This is a genomic window from Streptacidiphilus sp. EB103A (assembly GCF_041261405.1).
GTDB lineage: Bacteria > Actinomycetota > Actinomycetes > Streptomycetales > Streptomycetaceae > Streptacidiphilus.
Genome location: NZ_JBGCAQ010000027.1, coordinates 1 through 17,632, shown reverse-complemented (window position 1 = coordinate 17,632; position 17,632 = coordinate 1). Strand labels below are relative to the sequence as shown.

Below are 17,632 nucleotides of genomic sequence, written 5' to 3'. Positions count from 1 at the left end.
CGCCCAACACGCCCCACCACACGCTGCCGTTGCAACCGTGGAGCGCCACCCCCGCCCACCGCCAAACACTCCGCACCAGAGCAACCCCTCCCCCCGCCCCAGTTGCCGGCGCGAAGCGCCTTCCTTCCGGGCGGAGCCCGGGAGACGGTGAGTCAGGTCGCGGCACGGGCGGTGCCGTTGCAGGCGTGGGGCGCTGGGGGCCGCGTCGCTACCCCGCGCTGCTGCTGCGGCGGAGGGCGGTGGTGGTCAGCCAGGTGGCGGCTTCGTGGAGGTGGCGCTTCGGGGTCGGGGCCGGGGTCGAGGGCAGGGTGCGGAGTGGGGTGGCCGGGCGGGGGAGGTGGGGGCGGGTGCCTGTGGCCAGGCGGGGCCAGAGGACGAGGAGCAGCGGGAGTTGGAGGTAGCCGAAGCGCCCTGCGGGGGCCAGCAGGAAGGCCAGGGCGACGCCGAGGGCGAGGCGGTCGGCGGCCTGTACGGTGCTGCGCGGGGGGCGGCGGAGCAGCCACGCGGCAACGGCGAGGCAGCCGACGGCGAGCAGAGTGAAGGAGGCCGCGCGGCCCATCGGTCCCAGCCCGGCCAGGAGGTGGCCCGGGAGCGGGCTGCCGGCCGGGGTCTTGATCCGCGACATGCCCAGCGGGAAGCGGACGACCTGCTCCAGCACCGCCTGAGGGGTGATCAGGACGGACGGGACGACCAGCGCGGCGGCCACCGCGGTGCCGATCGCCGCGCAGCGGAGAGCGGCCCGGCGTCCGTACAGCTGGTGCAGCAGCAGTACGGCCACCGGGAGCGCGGGCCAGGCCGTCCATTTCAGGGCGCAGGCCAGGGCGAGGACCAGGCCGGCCCTGGTCGCGTGGCCGCGGCCGGCGAGGGCGAGGCCCAGGCAGCAGCAGCCGATGAGGGGGAGGTCGACGCCGCCGGTCACGGCGACCAGGGCGACCAGGGGTGAGGCGGTGACGGCGGCGAGGGCGACGAAGCCGGATCCGGGGGCGGCCGGGTCGGCCGACGGGTCGTCGGTGCCCGGTAGGAGCAGGCGGCGGCAGGCGGCCAGGCAGCCGAGGAACGCGGCGAGGAACCAGAGCCGGGCGTCGCCCAGGAGCGTGGGCAGCCAGCCGTGGCTTCCGAGGACCGCCCTGGGGAGCCCGAACAGCGTCATCGCCGGGAAGTACGGGTTGCACTCGATGGTCCGGCGCGCGTTCGGCAGGTACGGGCTGCCGGTGTGCAGCAGTTGGACGGCGGAGTTCTGGACGACATGCACCTCCGACTGCGCCCAGTTCTCGATCGACATCAGGATCAGCGGGACGACTATGGCGCCCAGCAGGGCCACCCCGGTCGACACGGTGACGGCACGGCGTCGCGGGAGCCGGGCGGAGGCGCCGGCGGCGAGGAGGTAGCCGATGGCGGCTATGGCTCCCCAGGCCCGCTGCGGGCCGAGCGTGGAGGCGAGGGGGAAGACGGCGGCCCAGACGGCGCAGGCGAGCCAGCCGAGGGTCCAGGGCAGGCGGGAGTCGGCCTGCTGCGGCAACCCGGGGTGCGGTTGCGTGAATGGCTTCTCGTGCAGATCCCCGTGCCCTCGTGGGGCACGCGGCATGTGAGTCGTCGTCACATGTGAAGACGCTACGAGACCCGGGGGCAGAGTGTCGTCAACCTCCAGAGTGGAAGGCGTGTCGTCCTCTGGGGGTGGTCAGCCTTCGCCGACCATCCCCACCAGGCCGTTCTCGTACGCGAAGACGACGGCCTGGGTGCGGTCCCGCAGCTCCAGCTTGGCGAGGATGCGGCCGACATGGGTCTTGATGGTCTGTTCGCTGAGGAACAGCTCCTCGGCGATCTCGCCGTTGGACAGCCCCCGGGCCACCTGCCGCAGGACGTCGAGCTCCCGGACGGTGAGGGCGGAGATCGCCTCGGGACGGAGGCTGCCGGAGCGGCGGCGCCGGGCGACGTCGTCGATGAGACGGCGGGTGACGGAGGGCGCGAGCAGGGCCTCGCCTGCGGCGATCACCCGGACCGCGTTGATCAGGTCGCGGGCCGGGGCGTCCTTCAGCAGGAAACCGCTGGCGCCCTGGGCGAGCGCCTCGTAGACGTACTCGTCCAGGTCGAAAGTGGTGAGGATGAGGACGCGCGGGCCTGTCGCGGGTGCGTCGGGGCCCGGTGGGCCGACGATGCGGGCGGTGGCGGCGAGGCCGTCCATGCCGGGCATCCGGATGTCCATGACCACCACGTCCGGGCTGAGTTCGGCGGCGAGCTGGACGGCGCGCAGGCCGTCACCGGCCTCGCCCACCAGTTCGATGTCGGGCGCCGAGGAGAGCAGCGCGCCGAGCCCGTCCCTGACCATCTCCTGGTCGTCGACGAGGAGGACTCTTATACATCTTACGGGCAGCGCGTCCCCGTGATCGCTCATGCGCTCAGACTACGCAGAGGGAAGCCCCGGCTACCCACCACGGGGACAGCGGGCAGCCGGGGCAGTCAATGGGGGTAAACCGGACGTCGCCTCGGCGTCGGAATGGTCGTCAACACGCAACCGGGCCAAGGCACGTCTGGTCTCTCGCATGTAGTCGAGCCCGACGCGTAGCCGCTCGGCACGCTGCCAAAGCTCCTGCTGCCGTTCGGTCTGCCCTCCGGGTATCACAGCCACTCGCCAAGCTCAGCGGTCACGTAGTCGGCGTAACGGCGCTGGTAGCGGTCGTGTCCCGAATCCTGGAGGTGCTGGGCTATCCAGCGCCCCACCTTCTCCGGGTCTGTCTGCTCCTCCGACGCTGCTCCGCACTCGACGTCGTCGCCCGAGACGCAGACGGCAGCGAGCAGCGGCAGCCCTGACGGGTCGGGCTTGATCTCGTAGTTCCGGAACCGCATGGTCGTCGTGGTCCCCATCAGGAACACCCCTCCGGCTGGATCTTCTCCAGCACGGCCGCAAGAGCATCGGCCACGTCGGCGCGGCAACCCCCGAGAGTGACCATGGGTGCCCCCATGACGGGGTGATCGCCTCGCAGTGAGGGGATCACTATGTCGTGCCCTGCCATTGCGGCACGCAGCCTCTCAGCGGCGCAGATGGCCAGCCGGTACGGGTCGGTCTTCAGATCCTGCTGGCTAGTGGTCATGGCTGCCGCTCCCTCGTGTCCGCGCGCGCTTTGCCGCACGCTGAAACACGCTAGGAACTGGCCAGAGTCGAGCGCAACGATCTTCTACAAACTTGCACGGCAACTACCCGAGGGCAGCGATGGCTGCAGTGATCAGCGCCCGCGCGTCCGCACCATAGACAGCCACGTCGGCGAGTCGGCCGAACGCTCTCACGTATTGATCGATTTCCGTCGGTGCTGTCACCGTGACAGCAGCTGTGAGTAGTTCCACCTGCGCTTGCTCGTCGTCGTAGATGGAGAACGTCTCCACTGGCCACATGTGGCGCGACGTCGTGAACGGGATCACGCCCAACGAAACGGCTGGCAGCGACATGACGGCCAGCAAGTGCCCAAGTTGGCCCGCCATCGTTGAAGCGTCGCCGACGCGATAGCGAAGTACGGCTTCCTCGACCAGCACGGCGAACCGGTGATCCCCTTCCCGAAGGATGCGCGAGCGGTCCATTCGCGCGGCAACAGCGTCGGCGACGTCGTTCGGAGCGCCACGGAACGCAGTGATGTCTGAGAGCAACTCCATTGCATAGGTGGGTGTTTGGAGAAGTCCAGGGATCACATTGGAGCAGTAGACCCGGAAGACCCTCGTGCGCTCGAACAGCGGGATGTACGACTCCTGTAGCCGACGAAGGCCCGTCCGCTGGACGCGCTTCCACTCGACGTACATGGAATCAGCCGAGCGTGACGCCGCTATGAGGTCTGCCGCTTGGTCGTCAGCCCCGCAGACGCGACACCACGTCCGGATGTCATCGTCACCGGGCGGCGTGACGCCGTTCTCCAGACGGGACGACTTGGAGGCATGCCAACCGGCGCGGACAGCCAGCTCATGCCCGGTGATCCCGGCGTCTCGGCGAATCTCACGCAGACGCGCGGCAACGGCCTTGCGCGCTGCTTCCACGCTTGACGATGGAGAAGAGGGCATGTGCTGGCTGTCCAGGGGGTTGCGCGGTCAGATCCGGTAGGCGTCGTGCGGTGTTGCCCGATCCCATACTGCTTCGAACGCTGCTGCGCACTGCTTCACGACGGCGGGCTCGTCGGTCACGTCGTCGCCCAGGTAGGTGCCCTCTCCGGAGAAGTACCCGAACCTGACGAGCCGGTCATCAAACACCCAGTAGTCGTTACCGGGGAGGACGAGGTCCGACGCCTGCCGACGTGGCAGCCAGCGGATTTCCTCCCCGGCGGCGACGTTGGCGAACGTACCGTCGTAGAGGTACCGGGTGTACGCGCTGACCGGCTCGGAGACGACGCGCGCCCGGCGCATGACGACACCACGTCCGACAGTCTCCGTCACCATGTCCAGCCAGGGACGCCACCACGTTGTGCGGTCGGCCGGGTCGGCGCGGAAGCCCGACTTCCAAGCAGCCACGCGCGGAGCCTCGTCCGGGTCGTCGTAGGAGTCGCGCATCTCCAGGTGGACAGCCGACCGCTGGCAGCTCGCCAACAGCTCAACGAACGGCGGAGCGCTCCGCAACATCGCATGCCTCTCGTAGGGCCGCCACCAGCCGGGCGGGAAGGCGGACAACTGCCTCGGTATCCGGGATGGAGCCGACCGTAAGGCACTCCGCCGTCATGGCGGCGTCGGCCTTCCAGCCCTGGACAACGATCTCTTGCGATTCCGGGTCGACCCAGACCGTGGGGCAGTTCGCGCCGTCCGTGCCGGGGTCCTTCGAGATGAAGACTAGTGACATGGCATCCTCCGCTGTCGTGTCCCTTGCAGAACCTTCTACGAGCGTCAGCCCAGCGGGTTGGGCCGTCAAGGGTGCCTGCCGACATCCAGCCAGCAGCGCGAAGCGCGAGTGCCAGCAGCAGGAGCGGATCCGGAGGATACCCCCCGGTCTCAATTTCGCAGCGGTGTGCGTGGGCATGGGGCCAGGGTCTCCCTGCCGCCTACGCCTAGAGATTGACCCACCCCCGGCGCTGCTCACCATGCGTGACTGGCATTCAGTCGTCCATCAAACGATGGTTTGTGGGACGCCCTTGCTACGCGCTCCACGATCAGGCGAAATCGGACATACGGCTGTCTCAAAAAGGCCGTTCTGAGACTTTCAATTGAGACACGTTTCTGAGACGCTTGAGACATGACGACGCCCAGCAGCACCAGCGGCCACCTTATCGGCTACGCCCGAGTCTCGACCGAGGACCAAGATGCACAGCTTCAGCGGGATGCACTCAACGCCGCTGGCTGCAAAGTGATCCACGAAGACAAGGCGAGCGGCGGAAGCATGGAGCGCCCGCAGCTTGCGGCGGCGCTTGAGCGCCTGCTGCCGAGTGACACGCTCGTGGTGTACAAGCTCGACCGGTTCGCCCGCTCGCTGGCCGACCTAGTGACGATGGTCAACGATCTTGGCAAGCGCGGGATCGGCTTCAAGGTGCTTGATGGTGCGCTCTCCAAGATAGACACGGGTACGGCGGACGGGCGGCTCATGCTGCACGTGATCGGTGCCATGGCGGAGTTTGAGCGGGAGCTGATCAAGGACCGGACCCGCGCCGGACTCGCTGCGGCCAGGGCTCAGGGTCGGGTCGGCGGACGACCCAAGGTCATGGACGACGACAAGCTTGCGGCAGCCAAGGAGCGACGCAGGAAGGGCGAGAGTGTCACGGCCATCGCCAAGGCGCTTGGAGTCAGCAGGGCAACGCTGTACAGGGCGCTGGAGGAGTAGGAGCAGCGGCAGTGCCAGACAGGGCCCGTCACTTGATTGGGCCCCGCTGCATTTTGTTGCCCACCTTCCCCATGGGCCCCGGAAGGCCCCCGCGTGGCCTCCTGAGCGCCTCGCACCCCACTTGGCCCCCTGTGCCAGGGTTGCACTCAGGGCCCTGCAGGGCACCGTGGAGGGCGCTTATGGGCCCCGTGCGACTCGTGCGCCGTCCCGACTCGGGGCAGCGCAAAGAGCGCACTCGGGGCAATGGCGAAATGGCGAAATGGTGGCGAGCTGGGTTTAGCCCTATATGTGTTATATGGATCTGGGGAAACCACCAATTCACCATTTCGCCATTGCCGCAGGTCAGGTGGAGTGAGGTTGAAGCCTGCCAGTGGTGAAGCCCCTCACCGGCCCCCCTCCCTGCTCCGCCACCCACCCCAGCTTGGTAACGGAGAGGCAACGAACAGCCTCACTCGTCGGTCGCCCTGCCCACAATGACCCGCCTTGGTCGGGCATGAGGAAGCCCCGCCCGACCGCTTGGGTCGAACGGGGCTGTGAGGGTTGGATCGAGCTACGCGGCTGTCTCGTACACGGGCTCTGCCCATTCGATGGCGGTGCGTTCCCGGCCGTCGAAGCGGATGCCCTGCCGCTGCGCCTTGCAAACGGTGATTCGTTCGATGGCCAGGCGTAGAAGGTCGCGCTTCATGGAGAGGTTTGCCGCCTGCCATGCCGACAGCAGCACCTCCTCATCTCCAGAGAGGAATGGCACGCTCAGCGTTCCGCCGCTCGTGAAGCGGTTGACCTCCTCCTTCGCTGCTTCGATGGCCTCATTGGCCTCCCTGAGCAGTGGCCCGAAGTATCGGGCGGCGGGACCGTCGTAGACACCGGCCTGACGGTCGGCCAGCAGCCGCTTCAGGCTCGCCTCAGCGGCCCTGAGTATCGCCCGTGCGGCCTGCTCACCCTCCGTCTCCTCTGGCCGCACCGAGGCTGTCCAGCGCTGCGATACAGCCAACATGATCGGGTCGTCCTCCTCGGCGCTGGTCAGCCTGGCGAGCCAACTCCTGAACACGAACTCCTCCAGCGCTGCCGCAGCCGCTGAAGCTGCCGCCCCACATGCGCGGCCCCCAAGCAATCCCTGGCACTTGTAGCCACGCCCGCCCATGGGCATGGAGCGCCCGCACTCAGAGCAGGAGAGCAGTCCCGTGAGGAGGTGCTTCGCACGGGTGTCACGCTTCGAATCAGCAGGAACCTTGTCCTGACTGCTGAGAGAAGTGTTCACCTGGCGCTGCGCCTTGGCGGAGACGAGCGCCGTGCCCTTGAGCATGACCGGAGCACCCCTGCGGTTGCGGTACACCTCGGACACACCGGAGCGAAGCTGAATCACCTGGTACCCCGCGTAAGCCGGGTTGTGCACCATTCTGTGCACGTAGGCGTGACCCCACGTCGAACCACCAGGAGAGGGAACCCCAGCGCTGTCCAACCAACGGCAGACCGCGCGCGTCGAGGCCCCTTCTTCGGCAATCCTCCGAAAAATCTCCCGGACCAGCCCGGCACGAGTCCACTCCGTTCGCGTCGCCACGACGCACAGGTAGGGAGTCTCATCCGGCGTGATCCTCCGGTCACCAGAGACCACATATCCCCAAGGTGCGCGGCCAGCTACCCACATACCGGCGTCGCGCTGCTGCTCCTTGGTGTCCCGGATGCGCTTGGACAGGTTCTCGCTGTACTCGCGAGCCTCCTCCGCCCGGTTGATGATCCAGCGGCGGTCACGGGGCTCGTTGGAGTCCAGCCCGTCCATCTCGAAGATGACGCGCGCCTTGCCTATGACCTTGAGCAGGTCCTCAGCGCCCTTACGGCTGAACCGGTCGATGGCGTACGCCCACAGCGCGGGCACCTCGTCGGCCACGAGCGCGCTCAGGGCCCGGTCGAAGTCGTTGCGCTTGACATCCTTGTACCCGCTGGCGATGTCTTTCCAGACCTTGCGGACGGCGTACCCGTGGCGATGTCCCCAGCGGTGACCCTGCTCCCGCTGGGCGTCGGTGCTCTGCTCCCGGCGGTGGTCACCTTCTTTAAGACTCTTCGACTTGCGGGTATACAGGTCGGCTTGGTTCGGCTCCGTCTCGCCGCAGATGGTGCAGGCGTACTGATCGGCCATGAGGTCTTCACGTGCTCCCGGTAGGCGTTACCCCTTTGCCTCACCTGGGGCGGCAGGGTTTCCTAGCCGGGAAACCGCAGCTCAGAGCCTAGGTGTCTAAGGCGTGCCTCCTCATCGACCAGGAGCACTCTGATCACTTTGACCGCTGCTTCCGTCATGGCCCGCTCCCCCGTCAGCCGTCCTCTTCGTCCCCGGATGATTCTCCTCCGCGCTGCGTCGGCACCCCGTCCAGGGGTAGTTCCGCCGTCACCTCGAAGCCGCCGTGCTCGCGCGGGACGGCGCGCAGCGTGCCGCCGAGCATCGCCGCGCGTTCCCGCATGCCGGTGAGGCCGTGGCCGCCGTTGCCGCCCGGGGCCGGGCCGCCGTTGGTACGGCCGTCGTCGGCGATGTGCACCTGGACGGCGTCCCGGGTGCGGACCACCTCGACCTCGACGCGGGCGCCCGGCGCGTGCCGGCCCGCGTTGCTCAGCGCCTCCTGGACGATCCGGTACACCGAGACGTCGACCACGGCGGGAGGGCGGTCGGGGCCGCCGGCCAGGGTGAGGTCGACCTGCATGCCGGCCTGGCGGGCCGCCCTGACCATCTCGGGGATGCGGTCGATGCCCGGCTGGGGGGCGCGTTCGGCGTTCTCGTCCTCCTCGCGGAGCAGGCCGATGACCCGGCGCATCTCGGTGAGCGCGGTGGTGGAGGCCGCGCGGATGGCGGTGAAGGTGCGCAGGGTCTGCTCGGGCAGGCCGGGCTCCTTGTAGGGGGCGGCCTCGGCCTGGATGGCGATCATCGACATGTGATGGGCCACCACATCGTGCAGCTCACGGGCGATCCGGGAGCGCTCCTCCAGGACGGCCTGACGGGCCAGACCGGCGCGGCGCTGCTCCTCGGCGGCGACCAGATGGCGTTCGGCCTCCTGCCGGGAGTGGATGGACTCGCCGAGGACCAGCACCAGGCTGACGACCACGGCCGCCACCGCGAAGACCACCGGGGGCAGCGCCACCAGCGGGACGGCCGGGGCGAGGACCGCGAGCGCGGTGAGGAGGTCGACGCCGACGGCGACGTCCCGGCCGTAGACCTGGGCGGTGACGAAGAGCAGCAGGACGTAGGCGATGCAGCCGCTGACCGGCCAGGGCCAGAAGGGGGTCGGGGCGTGGCCGACCTCGGCGAAGGTGGTGAGGGTGAGCCCGATCGCGGAGATCCGCCAGGCCGCGAGGGGGCGGATGGCCGCGAGCAGCAGCGGCAGCACCTGGAGTCCGGCCAGGGCCCAGGCGAGGCTGCCGGGGACCAGCTGGTTGAGCTGGGTGTCGGCGGTGACGGTGAGGACGAGGACGGCTCCGCCGAGGATCGCGGCGAGCGCGTAGCGGAGGCGGGGGCTCTCCAGCGAGGGCAGCAGGAGGACACGCTGGTCCGGTGCGGCCCAGGCGGCCTGGCGGACCAGTTGGGCCAGGTGGATTGCGGGGTAGAGCAGGCGGGGCGGGACGGCAGGCATGGTGGGATGAGCATATGCGGCGTTGCAGCGTGTGAGGGGGTGCAACGAACGCTGGGGTGTCGGGTGCGGGTTCGGGACTGGTTGGCAGCGCAGTTCCCCGCGCCCCTGTCCAGGCCCTGACGGGCCTTCAGGGGTTAGAACTCGTGGCCGAGCATCTTTTCCACCTCGGCGCGGGTTGGTAGGGAGGGTTGGGCGCCGGGGCGGGTGGTGGCCAGGGCGGCTGCGGCGTTGGCGTGGCGTACTGCTTCGTGCAGGGGGATGCGCTCGGCGATGGCGCAGGCCAGGGCGCCGCAGTAGGCGTCGCCGGCTGCGGTGGTGTCCACCGGGGTGACCGCGAGCGCGGGGACCAGGAGGACGGCGCCCTCTTCGCAGAGCAGTGCTCCGTCCGCGCCCAGGGTGACCACCACGGCGGACGGGCCGCGCAGGGTGCGGGCGGCGTCCGCGACGGCGTGCAGGTCGGGCAGGTCGCGGCCGGTCAGGGCGGCCAGTTCGGCGCGGTTGGGGACCAGGATGTCGACCATGTCCAGCAGGTCCAGCAGCGACTGCCGTCCGGCTGCGGTGTTCCGGGCCGGAGCCGGGTTCAGCAGGACGGTGCCGCCCGCCAGTCGGGCCGCCGCCTCGACCGTCGCGGCCGGGATCTCCTGCTGCAGCAGGGTGACGTCGGCGTCGCGGAGCACCGTTCCCGAGGCGGCGCAGTGCTCCGGTGCGAGAGCACTGTTCGCGCCCGGGCTCACGATAATCGAATTCTCACCCGTGGCCCGGTCCACCGCGATCAGCGCCCGACCGGTGCTGATCCCCTGCTCAGCCAGCACCCAGCGGACGTCCACGCCCTCCCGCTGCAGCGCGGCCCGCATCGCGGAGCCCGCCTTGTCGTCGCCGACCCGGCCCACCATGGCGACCTGCGCCCCCAGCCGCGCCGCCGCGACGGCCTGGTTCGCTCCCTTGCCACCGGGGTGCTCGGCGAGGTCCCCGCCCAGCACGGTCTCCCCCGGTACGGGGTGGTGCGGCACCGGAACCACCAGGTCGAGGTTGATGCTGCCCACCACTGCGATCATCGGCATGGGCATCACTCTAAGCTGGTCCGGCTTCAGCCGTTGAGGACCGCCTGCATGACGGCCTTGGCGACCGGCGCCGCCAGGCCGCCGCCGCTGACGTCGGAGCGGTTGGCGTTGCTGTCCTCGATCACCACGGCCACCGCGACCGGGGAGGCCGCCGAGGCGTTCGGCTTGGCGTAGGAGATGAACCAGGCGTAGGGGACCCCGCTGTTGTTGACGCCGTTCTGCGCCGTGCCGGTCTTGCCGCCGACCACCGCGCCCGGGATCGCCGCGTTGCCGCCGGTGCCGTTGGTCACCACATTGACCATGGCCTGCTGGATCTCGCCCGCCACCGTCGAACTGATCGGCCGACCGAAGACCGTCGGGCTGAAGGTCTGCACGGTCGTACCGTCGTGCCGGGTGAGCTTGTCGACCAGCATCGGCTTCATCAGCGTGCCGTTGTCGGCGACGGCCGCCACCACCTCGGCCATCTGCAGCGGAGTGGCCGCCGTGTCGTACTGGCCGATCGAGGACAGGGCCAGGTATGCCTGCCCGGTCAGACCGGTGTCGAAGTTGCTGCGCACCACACCCACCGGAATGGTCTGGGTGCTCTGGTTGAAGCCGTAGGCCTGGGCCATCCTGACCATGTTGGTCTCGCCCACGTCCACGCCCAGCTTGGCGAAGACCGTGTTGCAGGACACCTGGAGCGCATAGGTCAGGGTCGCGTTGAGGCAGGCGTCACCGGCGCTCTCGTTGGTGATGGCCGTGGTGGTGTCCTTGGCCGTATAGGGGTTGGGCGAGTCCGTCGCGACGTCCACACCGCTGTAGATGTTGTTCATCAGACCGGCGGACATGGTGACCACCTTGAACGTCGAACCCGGCGGGTAGGTCTGCCGCAGCGCCCGGTTCAGCATCGGCTGGGTGCTGGCGCTGTTGAGCTTGCTCCAGTTCTGGGTGACCGCGGTGCCGGTGCCGGTGATGCCGTTGGGGTCGTAGGAGGGCGTGCTGGCCAGAGCGAGGATCCGCCCGGTCGCAGGCTCGATGGCGGCGACCGCGCCGCGCTTGCTGCCGAGCCCGGACAGCGCGGCCTGCTGAGCCTTGGCGTTGATGGTGGTGTAGACGTCGCCGCCGGGGACCGGGGTGCGGCTGATCGCGTCCAGTAGTGAGCGGGTGGAGAGCGAGCTCGCCGAGCCGGAGAGGATGTCGTCCTCGACCCCCTCCAGCAGGGTGTTCCCGTAGGTCTGCGAGGAGAAGCCGGTGACCGGGGCGTAGAGCGGGCCGTCGGTGTAGCTCCGCCGGTACTGGTAGAGGCTGTCGCCGGTCTGCTTCGACCCGGTGACCGGTTTGCCCGCCACGATGATGTCGCCGCGGGGCTGGGCGTAGCGGGCGATGGTGGAGCGCTGGTTTCCCGCGTGGTCGTTGTACTTGCCCGCCTGGACGACCTGGACCCGGGTGAGATTCACCAGCAGCACCAGAATCAGCAGCAGGCAGAACATACCGGCCCGGCGGGCGGTGCGGCTCAGCGAGAGGCGCACCGCGCCGGCCTGGGACGCGGGGGCAGCCTGCCGCTGGTCGGAGGTCCGGTTCTTCCGGCCGAAGGGGCTCATGGCTTGGGCACCGCCTGGGTGTCGTCGTCGCCGCTGTCGCCCTTGCCGCTGTCGCCCTTGCCGTCGTCGCCGCTGTCCGGCGGCGCCTGCCGGGCCTGCTGCTCCGGGCCGGCCGGTCGTGGCGCGGGCGGAACCGCCAGGACGCCCGGTTCCGGCGGCGGGCCGGGACGGCGGGCGGCATCGCTCATCTTCAGCAGCAGCGCCACCAGCACCCAGTTGGTCAGCAACGAGGAGCCGCCCTGCGCCAGGAAGGGCATGGTCATACCGGTCAGCGGGATGAGGTCGGTGACCCCGCCCGCGACCACGAACACCTGCAGCGCGAGCAGTGTGGCCAGGCCGATCGACAGCAGTCGGCCGAAGGGGTCCCGCAGCACCCGTCCGGTCCGGTAGCCGCGGACCACCACCACCGCGTACACCAGCAGCAGCGCGGCCAGGCCGACCAGGCCGAGTTCCTCGCCGAAGGTCGAGAGGATCCAGTCGGACTTCACCGCGAAGCCGATCAGATAGGAGTGGCCCTGGCCGAGTCCGGTTCCCAGCAGGCCGCCGGCCGCGAGGGCGAACAGCGACTGGGCCAGCTGATTGGCACCCTGACCTGCGTCGATGCTGGCCATGGGGTGCAGCCAGTCGACGAAGCGGCTGTGCACATGAGACTCCCACAGCGCCACCGGCACGACCGCGACGCCGACCATGACCAGGCCGACGGCGATCCAACCGATGCGTCCGGTGGCGACGTAGAGCATCACCACGAACAGCCCGAAGAAGATCAGGCAGGTGCCCAGGTCCTGCTCCAGGAACAGGACCGCGGTGCTGAGCAGCCAGATCACCACGATCGGGCCGAGATCACGGCCGCGTGGCAGCTCCAGCTTCCAGATCTTCCGGCCGGTCAGCGCCAGGACGTCCCGGCTGACGGCGAGATAGGCCGCGAAGAAGATCGCCAGGGCGATCTTGGCGATCTCGCCCGGCTGGAAGGAGAGCGGTCCGACCTTGATCCAGATCTTGGCGCCGTAGACGGCCGGGAGGAAGATCGGGACGATCATGAGCACGATGGCGCCGAAGGCCAGCACATAGGCGTAGCGCTGCAGCACCCGGTAGTCCCGCAGGAACAGCACCACGACGATGAACAGCATCACCCCGATGGCGGTCCACATCAGCTGCGCGGTCGCCGAGGAGGTCGCGGTGGCACGGTCCAGCCGGTAGATCACCACCAGCCCGAGGCCGTTCAGCAGTACCGCGCAGGGCAGCAGCAGCGGATCGGCGTACTTCGCCCGCAGCCGGACCGCGAGGTGGGCCAGCAGCGCCAGCACGCCCAGGCCGACCCCGTACCTCACGGTGTCGGACGGGACCCTGCCGTCGATGGCGGAGCCCACGTCCGCATAGCCGAAGACGGCGATGAGCACGGCGAAGACGGTGAGCCACAGCTCGGTGGCGCGGCGGGTGGGCACCCGCGGGGGCGCCGGCATCGCGGGGGCAGTCGCGGCGGCCATCGACATCCTCCCTGGAACTACCAGGGAACCTAACCGCGGTCGACCTATTTGTCCGATTTGTCGGTCGGCGTGTCGCTACTTCGCTTATTTCACATCGGCAGGGTGAAGCCGATCTCCGCCCCGCCGCCCTCCGCCTCGGAGCGGTTGCGGGCGAAGACCTTGCCGCCGTGGCTCTCGGCGACCTCCCGGACGATCGACAGGCCGAGCCCGGAGCCCGGCAGGCTGCGGGCCTTGGTGGCCCGGTAGAAGCGGTCGAAGATCCGGTCGAGGTCGGTCTCGTCGATGCCTGGGCCCCCGTCCAGCACCGAGATCTGACCGGGACGGACCCGGAGCGTGATCTCGGACTGATCCGGGGTGAACTTGGCGGCGTTCTCGACCAGGTTGGTCATCGCCCGCTGCAGTGCGCCGGGGCGTCCGGTGCCCGGGGCAGGCGCCGAGTCGACCACGATCTCGCGGCCGGTACGGCGCCGGGCCAGGTCGGCCACCCGGTCGGCGAGCACGTCCAGCTCGACCTCGGTCGGCTCCTCGGCCTCCCTGCGGTCGGCCGCCAGCTCCACCAGTTCGTTCACCAGCACGCTGAGCTCGCGGGTCTCCGTCGCCAGGTCGTCCAGCAGCGCCTCGCGCGACTCCGGCGGCAGCCGGTCCAGCCGGGGCAGCGCGGCGATGTTGGTGCGCAGCGAGGTCAGCGGGGTGCGCAGCTCGTGCCCGGCGTCCTGGACCAGCCGGCGCTGGTCGTCCTTGGACCGGGCGAGCCGTCCCAGCATGTCGTCGAAGGCCCGGCCGAGCCGGCCGATCTCGTCGCTGCCCCGGCGCGGCACGTCCACGTCGAGCTGCCCGGTGGAGGCGACGTGCTCGGCCGCGCCGGTGAGCCGGACCAGCCGGCGGGTGATCCGCCCGGCGAGCCACCAGCCGGCCGCGCCGGCCGCGATGACCACCGCGGTGGCGACCAGGGCGACCCGCTCCAGCAGCAGGTCCAACAGGTCGTCGGTGGAGCTGAGCAGCTGCGAGAGCTGGACCGCTCCCCGGCCGCCGCCCAGCGAGACGGTGACCACCGTGTAGCGGTCGCCGCCGATGTTCTGCGCGGCGCTGCGGTTCTTGCCGGCCACGCTGCCCTTGGCCAGCTTGATGTCGGCGGCTTCCACCGGGAGCGGGTCCGGGGCGCCCTTCTCGATCACCTTGCCCTTGCCGTCGATCACCTGGATGCCGATGTCGCCGGACTGGGTCAGCTGGTCCTCCAGCCGGTCGTGGCCGCTGTTGGAGGGCAGGAAGTCGGTCGTGTAGAGCGGCGACTGCTGGACGGCGGTGACCAGGGTGTCCAGTGACTGGCTGAAGTCGCTGGCGCGGTCGTGCCGGATCAGCGTCGCCGCGGAGTCGTAGCCGAGCACGCCGACGAGCACCGCGACCATGGCGGCGACCCCGGCGAAGGCGAGGGCGAAGCGGACTCTCAGGCCCGCCGGAAGCGGACGTCGCGCCAGCCGGGCCGCCCTGCCGAGGGCGGAGCGGGCCGCGCCGCGCTCCTTCACGGCTCGCGCAGGGTGTAGCCGACGCCCCGGACGGTGTGGATCAGCGCCGGGGCGTCCGGAAGTTCGAGCTTGCGGCGCAGATAGCCGATGTAGACGGCGAGATTCTTGGAGCCGGGGCCGAAGTCGTAGCCCCAGATCCGGTCGTACACGGTGCTGTGGTCCAGCACGATCCCGGCGTTCCGGGCGAGCAGTTCCAGCAGGTCGTACTCGGTACGGGACAGCGCGATCTCGGTGCGCTGCCGCCAGACCCGGCGGGCGGTCGGGTCGATCCGCAGGTCGGCGACCTCGATGACGTCCTCGGTGGCGAAGACGTTCTGGCTGGACGGGGGGTCGGCCGGGACCGGGACCGGTGTGGCTCGGCGCAGCAGCGCGCGCAGCCGGGCCAGCAGCTCGTCCGCCTCGAAGGGCTTGACCATGTAGTCGTCGGCGCCCGCGTCCAGCCCGGCGACCCGGTCGGAGGTCTCGACCCGCGCGGTGAGCATCAGGATCGGCGTGCGGTCGTTCTCGGCCCGCAGCACCCCGCATACGGCGAGGCCGTCGATGCCGGGCATCATCACGTCCAGCACGATGACATCCGGGTGTTCCCGGTGGATCGCGGCCAACGCCTGGATGCCGTCGGCGACCGCGGTCACCTGGTAGCCCTCCAGGGTCAGCAGGCGCACGACGGAATCGCGGATGGCCCTGTCGTCCTCGGCCAGAAGTACTGTCGATGTCACGGGACGATTCTCGCCGCCACGTGTGAGAGCGAAGTAAGAGGGTCCCCCTTCGGCGTGTTCCGGCGTGTTCCGGCGTGTTCCTCAGACTCAGACCCAGGCTCAGGAGCCGTAGACGGTGAGCACGGCGCCGTCGATCTCGATCCGGCGGGTGCCGGTGAGCTCGCCCCGGCGCAGCGCGGCCAGACAGCGGCGGAACAGCAGCATCTCCGCGCCGTCGAGGACGGCCGCGGCGAGGTCGAGCACCTCGTCGAGGTTGCTGTCGGTGAGCACCGCCGGAAGCTCGCCGGAGAGCAGGACGACGGACTCGCCGCTGCTGCCCCGGACGACGGCGGTGGTGGGGCCTCCCTGAACGACCAGCATGAATTCCCCCTGGTCCCGGGGGCAGCGTGCGGCTCACCCGCCCCTCTCGGATGACGACGCTAGTCGCATATGCGGGGGTGAGCGGGGGTCACTGCCGATATTCGCCCGATCCGGTCATGTCCGGGCATTCAGGGAACCGCAACTGGCAAAGGAAGCGTGTTAGTTGTCTGCCTGCTGGTGATCACCGCGATCGAGCAGCGACTCGACGAGCGCGGCCACATGGCGGCGGTCGTCGACCGAGAGCTTCTGCAGACTGGCGATCAGCACGTCCACCTCCGGGTCGGGGCTGACCGCGGCGCCGGCCGGCTCGCCCGCGTAGAGGTGGATCCCGCATGCCTCGGCGGCGGCCCGGCGGATCGCGTCCAACGGCAGGTCCAGCGCCCGGGCCAGCCCCTCCAGGGTGGCCGGCTGCGGCATCCTCACCAGCCGTTCGGTGGTGGCGAGATGGTGCACGGTGGATCGTGGGATGCCACCCCTGCGGGCCGCCTCACCGTAGGACCAGCCCTGCTGGTCCAGGCGGCTCCTCATCAACTGCTGCAGGGCGTTGGACACCTGGCTGACGCCTCCTGTCGGCTGCCCCTTCGGCGGCCTGTGACGGTCCGATTCTACGGCGATCACCGGCCACGTCACCGGTTCACCCGCTCCCACCTGGCAACTTCTCTCTGTTACCAGTCCGTTGCAGAAAGTCGCGGCGGAACCGCTTGCGCGGCCCCCTCCATGCCTACTACTGTCCAATCTCGTTGGACAAGACGTCCGACCGAGTTGGACGGGAGTGGGGGGGATCCCTCCCCGTCCGACCGCAACTGTCCATTCCTTAGGGGGAATTGACCATGCTTGAGATGCACGAGATGGACAACGAGTCGGCCGAGCTGCTCCCCGGCCGTGAGGCCCTGAGCACCTTCAAGTTCACCAAGTTCTCGGTGACCAACGTGACCAAGCACGTCGCCAACGTCGCGGCCAGCAACTCCTCGTCGGCCGGCAACTGGCTGTCGCTGGGCTCCGTCGCCCAGTCCAGCGCCGAGCAGGGCATCAGCATCAGCCAGTAGCAGTACCGCGGTTACTCACACACCGTCAGCACCACCCACACCGTCAGTACACCACGAAAGGCACTGCCATGAGCATGAACATGCACGAGCTCGACGCCGAGTCCGCCGAGCTGCTCCCCGGCCGCGAGGCGCTGAGCACGGTGAAGTTCAGCTTCACCAAGAAGGTCAACGTGACCAAGCACGTCGCCCACGTCACCGCGAGCAACTCCTCCGTCGCCGGCAACTGGGGCTCGATCGACTCCGTCGCCCAGTCGCAGGCCACCCAGGGCATCAGCATCAGCCAGTAGGCACGACCGGCGCACCCTGCACCGACGCACAACGCACCAACGCACAACCCGCAGTACGCAGTACGCAGCACCAGGGGCGCGGGGCGCGCCCGGGGGGGGGGGGGGCCCCCCCGGGGGGGGGGGGGCCCCCCCCCCCCGGGGGGGGGGGGGGCGGGGGGCCCGGTTGCCCGGCCCGGGGGGGT

Annotated in this window: 19 protein-coding genes; 3 read left to right on the top strand and 16 right to left on the bottom strand. The window is 69.6% G+C overall.

The window, feature by feature from the left end:
- Positions 1 to 208 precede the first annotated feature (208 nt).
- From ABH941_RS35185 to ABH941_RS35155, 7 genes are all read right to left on the bottom strand, one after another.
- Complete coding sequence (locus ABH941_RS35185; protein WP_370134115.1) at positions 209 to 1,600, bottom strand: glycosyltransferase family 87 protein; 1,392 nt, start codon at positions 1,598 to 1,600, stop codon at positions 209 to 211.
- Between the two features lie 78 nt (positions 1,601 to 1,678).
- Complete coding sequence (locus ABH941_RS35180; protein WP_370134114.1) at positions 1,679 to 2,392, bottom strand: response regulator; 714 nt, start codon at positions 2,390 to 2,392, stop codon at positions 1,679 to 1,681.
- A gap of 224 nt (positions 2,393 to 2,616) precedes the next feature.
- Complete coding sequence (locus tag ABH941_RS35175; protein WP_370134111.1) at positions 2,617 to 2,862, bottom strand: hypothetical protein; 246 nt, start codon at positions 2,860 to 2,862, stop codon at positions 2,617 to 2,619.
- Positions 2,862 to 3,089, bottom strand: a complete 228-nt coding sequence (locus ABH941_RS35170) for a hypothetical protein (RefSeq protein WP_370134108.1) — start codon at positions 3,087 to 3,089, stop codon at positions 2,862 to 2,864. The genes ABH941_RS35175 and ABH941_RS35170 overlap by 1 nt, the downstream gene beginning before the upstream one ends.
- A 103-nt stretch (positions 3,090 to 3,192) precedes the next feature.
- Positions 3,193 to 4,041, bottom strand: coding sequence for a helix-turn-helix domain-containing protein (locus ABH941_RS35165; protein WP_370134105.1), 849 nt, complete (start codon positions 4,039 to 4,041; stop codon positions 3,193 to 3,195).
- Positions 4,042 to 4,068: 27 nt separating this feature from the next.
- Positions 4,069 to 4,593 (bottom strand): DUF6879 family protein, encoded by a 525-nt coding sequence (locus tag ABH941_RS35160; RefSeq protein ID WP_370134102.1) that lies wholly within the window; start codon positions 4,591 to 4,593, stop codon positions 4,069 to 4,071.
- Positions 4,565 to 4,807 (bottom strand): hypothetical protein, encoded by a 243-nt coding sequence (locus ABH941_RS35155; protein ID WP_370134099.1) that lies wholly within the window; start codon positions 4,805 to 4,807, stop codon positions 4,565 to 4,567. Before ABH941_RS35155 ends, ABH941_RS35160 begins: the two co-directional genes overlap by 29 nt.
- Positions 4,808 to 5,197: 390 nt before the next feature.
- On the opposite strand from ABH941_RS35155, the gene ABH941_RS35150 reads away from it, so the two are divergent.
- Entirely contained in the window at positions 5,198 to 5,779 is a 582-nt protein-coding gene (locus tag ABH941_RS35150; RefSeq protein ID WP_370134094.1) for a recombinase family protein, read from the top strand.
- Positions 5,780 to 6,329: 550 nt separating this feature from the next.
- Here the strand turns inward: ABH941_RS35150 and ABH941_RS35145 are convergent.
- From ABH941_RS35145 to ABH941_RS35105, 9 genes are all read right to left on the bottom strand, one after another.
- The gene (locus ABH941_RS35145; RefSeq protein WP_370134091.1) at positions 6,330 to 7,913 is read right to left on the bottom strand and encodes a recombinase family protein; all 1,584 of its coding nucleotides are present in this window, start codon (positions 7,911 to 7,913) and stop codon (positions 6,330 to 6,332) included.
- Positions 7,914 to 8,085: 172 nt separating this feature from the next.
- The gene (locus tag ABH941_RS35140; protein WP_370134087.1) at positions 8,086 to 9,393 is read right to left on the bottom strand and encodes a sensor histidine kinase; all 1,308 of its coding nucleotides are present in this window, start codon (positions 9,391 to 9,393) and stop codon (positions 8,086 to 8,088) included.
- 134 nt (positions 9,394 to 9,527) lie between these two features.
- Entirely contained in the window at positions 9,528 to 10,454 is a 927-nt protein-coding gene (gene rbsK, locus ABH941_RS35135) for a ribokinase (protein ID WP_370134084.1), read from the bottom strand.
- A 26-nt stretch (positions 10,455 to 10,480) separates the two neighbouring features.
- The gene (locus tag ABH941_RS35130; RefSeq protein WP_370134359.1) at positions 10,481 to 11,950 is read right to left on the bottom strand and encodes a penicillin-binding transpeptidase domain-containing protein; all 1,470 of its coding nucleotides are present in this window, start codon (positions 11,948 to 11,950) and stop codon (positions 10,481 to 10,483) included.
- Positions 11,951 to 12,030: 80 nt separating this feature from the next.
- Positions 12,031 to 13,518: an FtsW/RodA/SpoVE family cell cycle protein gene (locus ABH941_RS35125; RefSeq protein ID WP_370134081.1), complete on the bottom strand. Its 1,488-nt coding sequence runs from the start codon at positions 13,516 to 13,518 to the stop codon at positions 12,031 to 12,033.
- 89 nt (positions 13,519 to 13,607) lie between these two features.
- Positions 13,608 to 15,041 (bottom strand): ATP-binding protein, encoded by a 1,434-nt coding sequence (locus tag ABH941_RS35120; RefSeq protein WP_370134079.1) that lies wholly within the window; start codon positions 15,039 to 15,041, stop codon positions 13,608 to 13,610.
- Entirely contained in the window at positions 15,038 to 15,757 is a 720-nt protein-coding gene (locus ABH941_RS35115) for a response regulator transcription factor (protein ID WP_134001581.1), read from the bottom strand. Before ABH941_RS35115 ends, ABH941_RS35120 begins: the two co-directional genes overlap by 4 nt.
- Positions 15,758 to 15,856: 99 nt before the next feature.
- Positions 15,857 to 16,117, bottom strand: coding sequence for a hypothetical protein (locus ABH941_RS35110; protein ID WP_370134074.1), 261 nt, complete (start codon positions 16,115 to 16,117; stop codon positions 15,857 to 15,859).
- A gap of 159 nt (positions 16,118 to 16,276) precedes the next feature.
- Entirely contained in the window at positions 16,277 to 16,669 is a 393-nt protein-coding gene (locus tag ABH941_RS35105) for a helix-turn-helix domain-containing protein (protein WP_370134072.1), read from the bottom strand.
- A gap of 278 nt (positions 16,670 to 16,947) precedes the next feature.
- Between ABH941_RS35105 and ABH941_RS35100 the strand changes: the two genes are divergently transcribed.
- Together ABH941_RS35100 and ABH941_RS35095 are read left to right on the top strand one after the other, a co-directional pair.
- A complete protein-coding gene (locus tag ABH941_RS35100) occupies positions 16,948 to 17,163 on the top strand; it encodes a hypothetical protein (protein ID WP_370134069.1) in 216 nt (71 codons plus the stop codon).
- Positions 17,164 to 17,231: 68 nt separating this feature from the next.
- Complete coding sequence (locus ABH941_RS35095) at positions 17,232 to 17,450, top strand: hypothetical protein (protein ID WP_134001589.1); 219 nt, start codon at positions 17,232 to 17,234, stop codon at positions 17,448 to 17,450.
- Positions 17,451 to 17,632 lie beyond the last annotated feature (182 nt).